Annotated in this window: 13 protein-coding genes and 1 tRNA gene; 9 read left to right on the top strand and 5 right to left on the bottom strand. The window is 36.8% G+C overall.

From position 1 onward, the window contains the following. Position 1: 1 nt before the first annotated feature. Positions 2 to 679: a head GIN domain-containing protein gene (locus tag AC58DT_RS07900; RefSeq protein WP_497216327.1), complete on the top strand. Its 678-nt coding sequence runs from the start codon at positions 2 to 4 to the stop codon at positions 677 to 679. Positions 680 to 725: 46 nt separating this feature from the next. After that, positions 726 to 1439, top strand: a complete 714-nt coding sequence (locus AC58DT_RS07895; protein WP_497216326.1) for a LysE family translocator — start codon at positions 726 to 728, stop codon at positions 1437 to 1439. Between the two features lie 2 nt (positions 1440 to 1441). Here AC58DT_RS07895 and AC58DT_RS07890 read toward each other — a convergent pair whose 3' ends face one another. The 3 genes from AC58DT_RS07890 to folB form a co-directional block, all read right to left on the bottom strand. After that, positions 1442 to 1870, bottom strand: coding sequence for a hypothetical protein (locus tag AC58DT_RS07890; RefSeq protein ID WP_497216325.1), 429 nt, complete (start codon positions 1868 to 1870; stop codon positions 1442 to 1444). Positions 1871 to 1924: 54 nt separating this feature from the next. Next, a tRNA-Cys gene (locus tag AC58DT_RS07885) sits at positions 1925 to 1995 on the bottom strand. 58 nt (positions 1996 to 2053) lie between these two features. Then, entirely contained in the window at positions 2054 to 2410 is a 357-nt protein-coding gene (gene folB, locus AC58DT_RS07880) for a dihydroneopterin aldolase (RefSeq protein WP_497216324.1), read from the bottom strand. Between the two features lie 120 nt (positions 2411 to 2530). On the opposite strand from folB, the gene AC58DT_RS07875 reads away from it, so the two are divergent. From AC58DT_RS07875 to AC58DT_RS07860, 4 genes are all read left to right on the top strand, one after another. Beyond that, positions 2531 to 4210 carry a glutamine--tRNA ligase/YqeY domain fusion protein gene (locus AC58DT_RS07875; protein ID WP_497216323.1) on the top strand — a complete coding sequence of 560 codons (1680 nt, stop codon included), beginning with the start codon at positions 2531 to 2533 and terminating at the stop codon, positions 4208 to 4210. Between the two features lie 168 nt (positions 4211 to 4378). Further along, positions 4379 to 4756: a YtxH domain-containing protein gene (locus AC58DT_RS07870; protein ID WP_497216322.1), complete on the top strand. Its 378-nt coding sequence runs from the start codon at positions 4379 to 4381 to the stop codon at positions 4754 to 4756. Between the two features lies 1 nt (position 4757). Then, on the top strand, positions 4758 to 5204 hold the full coding sequence (locus tag AC58DT_RS07865) for a phage holin family protein (protein ID WP_497216321.1): 447 nt from the start codon (positions 4758 to 4760) through the stop codon (positions 5202 to 5204). 5 nt (positions 5205 to 5209) lie between these two features. Then, on the top strand, positions 5210 to 5461 hold the full coding sequence (locus tag AC58DT_RS07860; RefSeq protein ID WP_045080550.1) for a DUF6327 family protein: 252 nt from the start codon (positions 5210 to 5212) through the stop codon (positions 5459 to 5461). 94 nt (positions 5462 to 5555) lie between these two features. Here AC58DT_RS07860 and AC58DT_RS07855 read toward each other — a convergent pair whose 3' ends face one another. After that, the gene (locus tag AC58DT_RS07855; protein ID WP_497216320.1) at positions 5556 to 6548 is read right to left on the bottom strand and encodes an SPFH domain-containing protein; all 993 of its coding nucleotides are present in this window, start codon (positions 6546 to 6548) and stop codon (positions 5556 to 5558) included. A gap of 84 nt (positions 6549 to 6632) precedes the next feature. On the opposite strand from AC58DT_RS07855, the gene AC58DT_RS07850 reads away from it, so the two are divergent. Continuing rightward, positions 6633 to 7289 (top strand): hypothetical protein, encoded by a 657-nt coding sequence (locus AC58DT_RS07850; RefSeq protein WP_497216319.1) that lies wholly within the window; start codon positions 6633 to 6635, stop codon positions 7287 to 7289. On the opposite strand, the gene gltX is transcribed toward AC58DT_RS07850, so the two are convergent. Continuing rightward, a complete protein-coding gene (gltX, locus tag AC58DT_RS07845) occupies positions 7280 to 8797 on the bottom strand; it encodes a glutamate--tRNA ligase (protein WP_497216318.1) in 1518 nt (505 codons plus the stop codon). The genes AC58DT_RS07850 and gltX overlap by 10 nt on opposite strands. 162 nt (positions 8798 to 8959) lie before the next feature. Between gltX and AC58DT_RS07840 the strand changes: the two genes are divergently transcribed. Both AC58DT_RS07840 and ybeY read left to right on the top strand, forming a co-directional pair. Next, entirely contained in the window at positions 8960 to 12349 is a 3390-nt protein-coding gene (locus tag AC58DT_RS07840) for a hypothetical protein (RefSeq protein ID WP_497216317.1), read from the top strand. Next, positions 12342 to 12761 carry an rRNA maturation RNase YbeY gene (ybeY, locus tag AC58DT_RS07835; RefSeq protein ID WP_497216316.1) on the top strand — a complete coding sequence of 140 codons (420 nt, stop codon included), beginning with the start codon at positions 12342 to 12344 and terminating at the stop codon, positions 12759 to 12761. The genes AC58DT_RS07840 and ybeY overlap by 8 nt, the downstream gene beginning before the upstream one ends. The last annotated feature ends 98 nt before the right edge of the window (positions 12762 to 12859 follow it).

Here is a 12859-nt window from a genome sequence, read left to right as displayed (position 1 = left end):
GATGAAAAATCTAATTTTTATTGCAATACTTTGTGTGTCAGCTATTTCTTTTTCGCAGCACACTACTGAAGTTGGTGATTTCAGTGAATTGAAAGTTTACGATCTTATTACCGTGAAACTTGTTCCTTCCGACGAAAATAAAGTAGTTGTGGAAGGTGAGAATACAGAGTTTGTAAAAACCATAAACGACAATGGAGTTTTAAAGATTAGAATGGAACTTGAGGAACATTTTGATGGAGATGCTACAACAGTTACCCTTTACTTTACGAATATTTCAATTATTGATGCAAATGAAGGATCTGAAATTTATTCTGAAACTGAAATAAAAGAATCTTCACTTGAACTTAAAGCCCAGGAAGGTGGTAAAATAAGCGTAATAGTTGCTAGTGAAAATCTTGAAGTTAAATCTGTTTCTGGAGGGGTAATTAAAGCCAAGGGAGCTTCACAAAAACAAGATATTAACATCAATTCTGGAGGTGTTTATGATGCTGAAGAGCTTATTTCTCAGGAATCTTATGTTACCGTAACAGCGGGCGGTGCAGTAACAATTTACTGCTCAGAGAAAATTGAAGCTAAGGTTACAGCGGGTGGAAATATAAAAGTTTACGGAAATCCGAAAAATGTGAAAAAGAAGAAATTTGCAGGCGGAAAAATTGAAATAGTTAAAGGTGAAAATTAATTTTTTAGAGTAATAGGGTAAAAGTAATTTGTATTTTTACCTCACTATGTTTGACGGATTACCCTACGCGGCATTTTACGGATTTTTATTGGCTTTTGCAGTCGGCCCAGTGTTTTTCACACTGATTGAAACTGCTATTACAAAAGGTATTAAGGCAGCAATTTTTTTTGATCTCGGAGCTATTTTTGCCGATATAATTTTCATTATAATAGCTTTTTTCAGTACTAGTAGAATTCTTGAAAAAGTAAAACACGATCCGGGACTACTTATTTTTGGGGGTGCAATCCTCATAGCTTACGGTATCATTTCATACATACGCACCAACAAATCAATTTTTAAGATTGTCAGGGAGCATTACGCCGTAAAAGTGAAAAAAAACCTAGGCGGATTATTCCTAAAAGGCTTTCTTTTGAATTTTGTAAACTTCGGTGTTTTGGCGGGCTGGATAGGTACTTTGATTATGGCAAACGCACTTACCACTTCAGATAATGGCGTTTTTCTTTTTATTTCAACAGTGTTGGCAACATTCTTTTTGACGGATCTTTTGAAAATGGTATTGGCTAAAAAACTTAAAAACAAAATGACCCCTCGTTTCATTTTCAGAACAAAAAAATGGGTAAGTATTTTAATACTGGGATTTGGAGTTTTATTGCTTATCCAAGGTATTTTTCCAAAGGGAGTAGAAGCAGGGCTTGAAAGGATACCGGGACAGCAAGAACAAACTGAAAAACCCATTCCGCCCGTAGAGGAACCTTTATAAAACTATTTGTATTTATAATTTTTTCCACCATCCTGAACTTCAATTGTTACTATACTATCCAAGGGTATTTCACGGTCAAAACCTTTTGCCAACCGCGCGCGGCTACCTTTTAAAGTATCATTTTCCAGAATAACGGTGTCAAAATAAAAATGATATTTTTTACCATTAACCTGTGTAACCCGCATTTCTATTGAGGGAGAATTGTCTAAATAAGTACGTTTACCATCTTTTTCTGTAACAATGATTCGTTTAATGTTGTTGGAGTTGTATTTTATATTTCTATAAAACAGAGGATTATCAATCTTCACCTGTTTCATAGTTTCTGAAGTTTCCTTCATCATTTGCTCCCGAAAACTTTCTACCGGAATTGTATATGTTGTGCAGGCAATAAATAAAGAACAAATTATTGGGAGTATAGCTAATTTACGCATTCTTAGAATATTAAGTATTAAAAAAACCTTCAACGTTTTGTTGAAGGTTTTTAGAGGTATCGAGCGGATTCGAACCGCTGTAGCAGCTTTTGCAGAGCTGAGCCTAGCCACTCGGCCACGATACCCTATTAGGCTTGCAAATGTAAAAAAAATTATACTTAAAAATCCTATTTAAAAAACAAATTACCGTTTCCTTTTCATCGTTACGCTCACTTCTGCCACATCGCCACCAATGGGCGGATTCTTTTTGGCAACGCTTACTTTCACGTGTGTAACCATTTCAACTTTTAAAAAAATAGAATCGATTATTCGTTTTGCAACGTGTTCCAAAAGCTTGGAACGCAATTCCATTTCTTCCACAACAATTTTTTGCAACAAAACATAATCCACAGTATCTGCAAGATTATCTGTATCGGAAGCGTTTTTTAAATCTGCCTTTACTGAAAGATTTACCAAATAATCAGAACCTATTTGTCCTTCCTCCAACAAACATCCGTGAAAAGCGTAGATTTTTATGTTTTTTAAACGAATGGTTCCCATAAAACTAATTTTTAGCAAAGATAAAAGAGAATATAGGTTTAGGCACAGTCGAAACCTTTTTTTGGACAACTTCTTTTTCACTTAATTGGTTACCTTTGTACCGCTTAAAAAATTTACCATATGAATAACGAAGCCGCGCCGCTGAATTTTATAGAACACATCATTGAGGAAGACCTTTCCAAAGGATACAAAAAAGAAGAATTGTGTTTTCGTTTTCCACCAGAGCCCAATGGTTACCTGCACATTGGCCACGCTTCATCCATATGTTTGAATTTCGGTTTGGGCGAAAGATATAATGCTCCCGTAAACCTTCGTTTTGACGATACAAACCCCGCAAAGGAAGAGCAGGAATTTGTTGATGCCATAAAGCGTGATATTTCTTGGTTGGGCTATGAATGGGCTACGGAATGCTATGCTTCTGATTATTTTCAGCAGCTGTATGATTGGGCAATTCAAATGGTTAAGGACGGGAAAGCCTATGTTGATTCCCAAACTTCCGAAGCGATTGCGGAACAAAAAGGAACGCCCAACACTCCCGGAAAGCCGAGTCCTTTCAGAAACCGTTCGGTTGAAGAAAATCTGGATTTGCTTGAAAAGATGAAAAATGGCGAAACAAAGGAAGGCGAGCATGTGCTGCGTGCAAAAATAAATATGGAATCGCCCAATATGTTGATGCGCGACCCGGTTATGTACCGATCGCTTTTTAAACACCACCACCGTACGGGAACTGATTGGAAAATATTCCCAATGTACGATTGGACCCACGGCGAAAGCGATTACATTGAACAAGTATCGCATTCGTTTTGTACACTTGAATTTCTGCCGCATAGAGAGCTTTACGATTGGTTTTTGGACCAAGTGGTCGATCCCAAGAAATTGCGTCCAAAACAGCGCGAATTTGCCCGTAGAAATTTAAGTCATACCGTTGTGAGCAAACGAAAACTTGCACAGCTGGTAAGCAGCGGCGTTGTTACAGGATGGGACGATCCGCGAATGCCCACTATTTCCGGGCTGCGTCGAAGAGGTTATACGCCGGATTCAATTAAGAATTTTGCAGACAGCATTGGCGTGGGAAAACGTGAAAATTTAATAGATGTTTCGCATCTTGAATTCAACGTTCGTGAGGATTTGAACAAGATTGCACCGCGAATCATGGTGGTTTTGGATCCTGTAAAGTTGATAATTGACAATTATCCCGAAGGAAAAACCGAGTGGCTTGAAGCTGAAAACAATCAAGAGGATGAAACTGCCGGAAGTCGCGAAGTTCCTTTTTCAAAAGAACTGTTAATTGAAAGAGAAGATTTTCTTGAGGAAGCAAACCGTAAGTTTTTTAGATTGACCCTTGGAAAAGAGGTGCGTTTAAAAAATGCCTATATCATAAAAGGCGAAAGTGTAGTAAAGGATTCTGAAGGCAATATTACTGAAATACATTGTACCTACGATCCCGATAGCAAGTCAGGTAGTGGCTCAGAAGCATCATTACGAAAAGTAAAAGGAACACTTCACTGGGTTGCCGCATCATATGCCCTACCTGTTGAAGTTCGGCTTTACGACCGTCTCTTTACAGAAGCTTCACCAGATACCAATAAAGAAAAGGATTTTATGGAATTTATAAACCCTAATTCTTTGGAAGTAATAACAGGATATGCTGAACCGAGTATTAAAGACGCAAACCCCGAAGATAAGTTTCAGTTTCAACGTTTGGGATATTTTGTGGTTGATAAGGATTCTACTTCAGAAAAAATTGTATTTAACCGCACGGTTCCTTTACGTGACTCTTGGGCTAAATTAGCCGAATAATTAACATTTACTTTAAAAAATACTCCTTTTTTTAAGAGAAATTGGCTATAATTTTATCTTTTTAAGACAACTTTATAGATTGAAAAATAACTATTAACCGGTTGTTAACAGCAATGCGGAAAGTGTATACGTACCTTTGATATTATTAACCAATAAAAACATAGAATAATGGCATCAAATACAGGTCAAACATTACTTGCATTATTAACCGGAGCAGCTATTGGAGCCGGAATAGGAATTCTCTACGCTCCGGATAAAGGTTCAAAAACAAGAGATAAACTTAGCAAGGAAGCTAAAAAAGCACAAAAGAAACTGAACAAACAAATTCAGGAAACCAGCAGTACGCTTAGTGACAGAGCGCAGCGAGCAAAAATTAGTTTTGAACAAAAACTAAATGAAACCCTATCTTCCGCAAGCTACAAGGCCGATGATATTCTTTTGGCAATGGAAGATAAATTAGAAGCTTTGAGAAAGCAAAACGCTAAATTACAGATAGACACTCAAACCAATAAGGCTAAAGCGACAGCAAAAAAAGTAACTTCGTAATATGGCATTTAGTAGCCTAAAAGAGAGCCTCCATAAAGTAACCGACAGAATAGAAGATTATAGTGTAAGCATGGCGGAGTATTATAAACTCCGCCTGTTTAAATCTACTATGAAAGGTGCGGTGTCTTTGGTAAACTTATTAGTTTACGGGAGCCTTTCCTTATTTGTAATGCTCTTTCTTTCAATAGGCGCAGCTTATTGGCTAGGAACCTTTTTTGAACATATGTATGTTGGCTTTTTATTGATAGGTGCATTTTACGGCATCATTCTTATATTCATGTTCATTTTTGGAAGAAAAATAATTGAGCGCAATTTGTTGTACAAGTTTTCAGGTCTTTTGTATGACGAAAATGATTTGGAGCCTAAAGTTGCTACTGAAAATGAATTAAACGAATATCAAGAAACGCTTTCCGAAGAAAAAATTCAAAACGAGAAAATTTCAAATTAATATTTATGAAACGATATACTACTTTTGAAGAAATAGATAGAGATTTGAAATATCTACGGCTTAAGTCACAAATTGATCTTGAAGAGGTAAAATTAGGGTTAAACCAGAGTAAAGAAACCTTGAATGAAACCTTTTCTCCCATCAATATCATAGCCAGCACTGTCGGTTCTATTCTTAAAAAAGCTTTTGTTCTAAAAGTTGTGGATAAATTAATAGGAATAAAGCCCGTTAAGAAAAAAGACTATGAAGATGATTGATAATCTAATCCATTTATAGTAAACGAAAAAAATAAAAAACGCGCCAATCAATTTTGATTGGCGCGTTTTTTATTACAGTAATTCCTGAATTAAATTAATAATTCAAATCTTCACCTTCTTCCGGACGTGGTGGTGCTTGGCGCTTAGGTCTCTTTTTAGGTATTATTCCTTTTTCCACGTTCTGTTTTTTCATCTGTTCACCAATTTGATTACTGGCTACAAACGAAGCAATCATATTGTTGAGCATGTCACTGCCAGCCTGTGGAGAGTTTGGTAAAAGAATGAGATTTGTATTTGTTTCCTCGCCGATGGATTGCAGTGTATCATAATGCTGTGTAACTACAATCAATGCCGAAGCTTCCTGTGAGTTGATACCCACATTGTTTAAAACATCTACACTTTCCTCCAAACCGCGTGCAATTTCACGACGCTGGTCTGCAATACCTTGCCCCTGTAAACGCTTGCTTTCAGCTTCTGCACGGGCTTTTGCAACAATTTTAATTCGTTCTGCCTCTGCTTCATATTCAGCAGCTACTTTTTCCCTTTCTGCAGCATTTATACGGTTCATTGCTGCTTTCACTTGAATATCAGGATCAATATCCGTTACAAGGGTTTTGATTATATCATAGCCATATTCGCTCATTGCTTCATTCAATTCAGCTTTAACGGCTATGGCAATATCGTCTTTTCTTTCAAACACATCGTCCAATTTCATCTTTGGAACTTCGGCCCGTACCACATCAAAAACGTACGAGGTTATCTGGTCATGCGGATTTTCAAGTTTGTAAAAAGCATCGTAAACCTTCAATTTTAAAACTTGGAATTGTACTGAAATTTTTAAGCGCACAAAAACATCATCTTTTGTTTTGGTCTCAACAATTACATCCAATTGCTGAATTTTCAAATTAATTCGCCCAGCAATACGGTCAATTAAGGGTATTTTCAACTGTAAACCCGAATTTCGTATACTTTGAAACTTTCCAAAACGTTCTACTACTGCCGCGGTCTGCTGCTTTACGGTAAAAAAACTTGCCAATAGTATAAATAATCCAACAATCAGCACTGGCACTAAAATAAATCCGCCCATAATTTTTAAAATATTTAATGATTATATCTTGTGGAAGATACAAAATTAAAGCTATTTTCACGCCCCTAAAATATATCCCCAGTTATGAGTCTTAAAAAATTAATTTTTGCTACACTTTTTCTTTTCGCACTTCAACAAAGCTATAGCCAGCGCAATTATGACGGTTACAATTTTCTTGGAATACAGGGCGGAATTACCTTTTTTGATATCATAACAGACGATTTGGTAACCCAGCAAAAAGAGGGATTTACAGCTGGTTTCACCACCCGTGGTGCTTTTCGAAATAACTTCGACTTAATTTATGGACTGAGTTTTCAAAGTGCATCTGTAGGCGCGGAAGGGCGAGGTCTTTTGGGCAATACCGAAAATATAGGCTATACCATTCAGGGCGTACAGCTTAATTTTCTTGGAAGTTATAACATTGTCGTTAAGCATTTGAGTCTTGAATTCGGGCCTGTATTCGATATTACCGGCAAGATGAAGCTTGATGATGATAAATATGAAAATTATACACTAACGGGTTACAATTCACTTAAAGCAAAGGATATTCAGGATATTTCACAATTTAATGTACGTCTTGCTGGGGGGCTTACCGCTGGTTTGGAACATTTTCGCGTAAGCGCACAGTATCAGTACGGAGTAACCAATATACTGGGAAGCTTAAACGATAAAGGTTTGGAAAACGAAGATTTTAAGGGAAACAGTTCCACAATCGTTTTGATGGCCGTTATTTATTTTTGACCCATAAATCGTATCGCTTTTTCAATTCGTGAAATACTTTCTTCTTTTCCTAAAATTGAAAGAATATCAAACACATCCGGCCCTTTCATTTCGCCCACTAGCGCCAACCGCAAAGGCATCATCACTTTTCCGAAACCAATATTTTCCGAAGTAACCCATCCTTTTATTTGCGCTGAAAGATTTTCTGCTGAAAAGTCTTCGGAACTATTTAAATGTGAAACCACTTTTTGAAGCAAATCAGGTGTTTCAACTTTAAAAGCTTTTTCCGAAGCTTTTTCATCGTATGTTTTTGGTGCTTTAAAAAAGAAACCTCCCTGTTCCCACAGATCGCTTACAAATGTTGCTCGTTCTTTAAGTAAGGAAACGATTTTTGTCAGGTTGAGCTCAGTCGAAACCTTTTTTGCTTCCAAAAATTCCCCAAACTCTCCTGCAAGTTTTAAATCATCAACAGTTTGCATATATTGATGCTGAAACCATTTTGTTTTTTCGGGATCGAATTTTGCCCCAGCTTTGTGAACTCTTTCCAATTCAAAAGCTTCCACCAATTCCTCTAGACTGAAAATTTCCTGCTCCGTTCCGGGGTTCCAGCCCAAAAAGGCGAGCATATTTACAACAGCTTCGGGCAAATAACCGTCTTCGCGATAGCCTGAAAACACATCGCCTTCAGATGTTTTCCATTCCAATGGAAAAACGGGAAAACCCATTTTGTCACCATCGCGCTTACTTAGTTTACCGTTGCCAGTTGGTTTTAAAATTAACGGTAAATGAGCGAATTGCGGAGCATTCCAACCAAATGCGCGATACAACAAAACATGAAGTGCCAATGATGGCAGCCACTCTTCGCCACGGATAACGTGGGTTATTTTCATTAAATGGTCATCCACGATATTCGCCAAATGGTAGGTTGGCATTCCATCACTTTTAAATAATACCTTATCATCAAGAATGCTTGTCTCCACTTGCATTTCGCCACGAATGATATCTTTTAAATGAAGCGTTTCATCTTCTGGAGATTTAAAACGGATTACGTATTCTTCGCCTTTTGCGATTTTCTGCTGCGTTTCTTCCGCAGAAAAAACTAGGGAATTTTTAAGTTTAAATCGATTATGCCAATTGTAAATAAAGGTTTTCCCTTTTGCCTCGTGGTCTTTTCTGTGTGCATCAAGTTCTTCGGCAGTATCAAATGCATAGTATGCATTTCCGGATTCAATTAACGCGTCTGCGTATTGTTTATAGAGGTTTTTGCGCTCGCTTTGGCGGTATGGACCACAATCTTTTTCTTTCCCCGGACCTTCATCAACGGGGATATTTAACCAATTTAAAGCTTCAATAATGTATGACTCGGCGCCTTCCACATAACGGGTTTGGTCGGTGTCTTCAATTCTCAAAAGGATATCTCCGCCGTGTTTTTTTGCGAATAAATAATTGAACAAAGCCGTGCGAACACCGCCAATATGTAAAGGACCTGTTGGACTGGGGGCAAAACGAACCCTAATTTTTTGAGACATAATCTGCATTCTTTTTGTGAAGTGGCAAAGGTACAATTCTGAAAGCGCATTTTAAAGTTATTGGGGAGTGCGGTTTTTTCTTTTTTTGGAGCAATATTTGTGGCGTGGTTAGCACAAAATATTATTGTATTTTAGAAGTTTTCAAAAGAAGGAATCAAACCTATGAGCACTTTTAGCATAATCCAGCAAAAACTGGAGGAGTTTATCAAGAAATACTACACCAATGAGCTTATAAAAGGCGCTATCCTTTTCTTTGCCATTGGGCTACTGTATTTGTTGATAACGTTGCTCGTTGAATATTTTCTTTGGCTAAATCCGTTGGGAAGGCGCATTTTATTTTGGGCCTTTGTAATTGTGGAATTGGGCTTATTTATTCGGTTTATCGCTTTTCCGCTTGCCAAACTTTTCAAACTTCAACAAGGAATAGATTATATGCAGGCTTCCAAAATAATTGGAAACCATTTTCCGCAGGTAAATGATAAACTGCTAAACGTAATTCAGCTTAATCAAAATCAACGTGAAAGTGAATTGCTCGCTGCGAGTATCGATCAAAAAGCTACCGAACTGCAACCGGTTCCTTTTAAAAGCGCGGTGAATTTTAAAAATAACGCCAAATACTTGAAATATGCTGCCATTCCTATCTTGGTATTTATTCTCTTCAGCGCCTTGGGAGGAATGGATATTTTTTCAAGCAGTTACACGCGAGTAGTGCATTATGACACTGCCTTTGAGCCGCCTGCACCTTTCTCTTTTATTGTGATGAATGGCGATTTGAACGCAGTTGAAAACAAACCTTTCAATTTAAAAATCCGTACGCAAGGAACAGCCATTCCTGAAAATGCGAGTATAAATTACGGCGGTGAAACCTATTATATGCAGCAGACAGCGCCGGGATTGTTTGAATATACTTTTCAGCAGCCTGTGGAATCTATTGATTTCAGTTTAAAGGCGAATAAAGTGAGTTCCCGTGAATACACACTAGATGTTGTAAAAACCCCCACCTTGCTCAATTTTGAAATGGTTCTGGATTATCCTTCCTACATAGGGAAAAGAGACGAAACCTTGAAAAGTACCGGAAATGCAACTATTCCCGAAGGAACGCTGGTAAAATGGAATGTGGCTACTAAGAATACAGATGCAGTTACTTTGAAAACTGCCGATACTTCATTTTCCTTTACTTCAAAAAGCAAATCATTCAATTTTGAAAAGGGTGTTTATAATAAATTTGATTATGCCATTACCACTTCCAACGAAAAATTGAAGGATTATGAAAATCTAGCATTCACGCTGAATGTGGTAAAAGATCAGTATCCCGAGATTGATGTACAGTCCAAACAGGATAGCACTAATACCCAACGTGTATTCTTTTTGGGACAGATTTCAGATGATTATGGGCTTACTAAACTTCGTTTGGTATATTTTCCCGAAGGTGGAGAAAAGCAGGCCAAAACACAGGCGCTTCCACTCAATAAGACAAATTTTGATCAATTCACATATACATTTCCCGGTAACCTACCATTGACCGAAGGAGTTTCATATGAATATTATTTTGAGGTTTTTGATAATGACGCCATTCATAATTACAAATCTTCGAAATCTGGAATATATTCCTTTAGAAAACTTACAAAGGATGAGTTGGAAAACGAGCAACTTCAAAATCAACAAAACGCTATAAAGGGGCTGGACAAATCTTTGGAGGAATTCAAGGACCAAAAGCAAACACTCGAAGAACTTTCGCGAACACAGAAAGAGAAGAATGAGCTCAACTACAATGATAAAAAGAAGTTGGAAAACTTTCTACAGCGCCAAAAGCAACAAGAGGAATTGATGAAGAACTTTTCAAAGGAAATGAAAGAAGAACTTCAGAATTTTCAGCCTGAAAATCAAGAAAAAGATCCATTTAAGGAAGAACTTGAAAAACGTTTGGACGAAAATGAAGAGCGTATAAAGGAAAATGAAAAACTGCTGGAGGAGCTTGAGAAATTGCAGGATAAGATTGCCAAGGAAGAATTGACAGAGAAACTTGAAAAACTTTCAAAACAAAATAAAAATCAAGAGAAAAATCTCGAGCAACTACTCGAACTAACGAAAAGATATTATGTTGAAAAGAAAGCAGAGAAGTTAGCTGAGGAACTTTTTGAAATGGGTGAAGAGCAGGAGAAATTAGCAGACAAGCCCGCTGATGAAAACACCAAAGAGGCCCAAGAGGAACTCAATAAAAAATTTGAAGATTATAAAAAAGAGATGGACGAACTTCAGAAGGAAAATGATGATCTGAAAAAACCTATAGATATTCCTGAGGATAAACCGACAGAACAGCAAATTGATGAAGAACAAGAAAAAGCAACCGATAAGTTAAAGCAACAAAAACCTAACGATGCTGGAAAAAACCAGAAAAAGGCTGGCCAAAAGATGAAACAGATGAGTAAGGCTATGCAAATGCAGATGAAATCTGGGCAAATGGAATCTATTGAGGAAGATGCCAAAATGCTACGGCAGATCGTTGACAATCTTGTTGTTTTTTCATTTCAACAAGAAGATTTGATGGAAACCTTTAAAAAAATAGAATATGGAAATCCTATTTTTGGTAAAAAATTGAATGTTCAAAACGATCTTAAAACCAATTTTGAACATATAGATGACAGCATATTTGCGCTTTCTCTCAGACAGCCTATGATTGGCACACAAATAAACACTTCCTTAACTGAAATTCAATACAATATTGACAAATCTTTAGAACGATTGGCTCAAAATCAATCAAGACAAGGTATTGGTAATCAACAATATACAATTACAGGCGCCAATGATTTGGCGGTGATGCTGAGTGAAATATTGAGCAATATGCAAATGCAGATGTCTATGTCTATGGGGTCTGGCTCTGGAAAGGGAACTCCAAAACCTGGTTCTGGAAGTAGTGGCGGATTTCAGCTTCCTGATATTATAAAAAAACAGGAAAGCTTAAGTGAAAAGATGAAGGAAGGAATAAATAAAGGAAAAAAGGGCTCTAAAGGCGAAGGTGAAGGAGAGGGCGATGGTGATGGTAGTGGCGACGGTAATGGTGAGAATGGAGAGAACGGAAGAGATGGAAAAAATGGAAATGAAAAGGGAGATAACAAAGAAGGTAATGGGAACAGTGAAGATTTGAATGGAGAGCTTTTCGAAATTTTTAAGCAACAACAAGATCTCCGAAATCAACTTCAAGACAGATTAAGTAAAGAGAGCTTAAATGGAAAGGGAGGAGATTTGCTAAAGAAAATGGAAGGGATTGAACAACAATTGCTGGATAAGGGTTTTAACCAGAATACCCTTCAACAAATGCTCAATCTAAAATATGAATTACTAAAACTCGACAAAGCAGATTTGGAACAGGGACAGGAAAATAGAAGAGAATCACAAACTAATAAAAAAGATTTTCGAAATAATGTCCAGCTCGCCCCTGATGATATAAAAAAATACTTTAACACTACTGAAATTTTGAATCGCGAGGCCCTACCTTTACAACAGGATTATAAGACAAAAGTTCAGGAATACTTTGAGGAAAAAGATGATTGAGTTTAATTATTTAACCGATTTCAGATTGAAGAATGAATCTAATGTTAAGGATTGGATTCTGAATATTATCAATTCTGAAGGACGGGAAGAAGGAGACATTATATATATTTTTTGTGATGATAATTATTTACACAAACTAAACGTTGAATTTTTAAATCATGACACGCTCACCGATATCATAAGTTTTGATTATGGAATGAGCAAACAAATAAATGGCGAGATTTATATTTCTATAGAACGAGTGTTGGAAAACTCAGTAGATTTCAAAACCAAATTTGAAGACGAATTACACAGAGTCATGATCCATGGGATACTTCATTTTTGTGGTTATAAAGACAAAAGTGATAATGAGGAAAAATGTATGCGCAAAAAGGAGGATGAATCACTTCAAAAGCTCTCAGAAATCGATTAAATAGTTTCATTCTTTATTTGCTTTATAATTAGATATTTATTGTAATTTTGCACCCCTTTTAAAAATTGATTTAACAAAAATGTTCCACGTGGAACAAT

The sequence above is a fragment of the Aequorivita sp. CRS11 genome (assembly GCF_059693805.1).
This window is presented reverse-complemented; position numbering and strand designations above follow the sequence as displayed.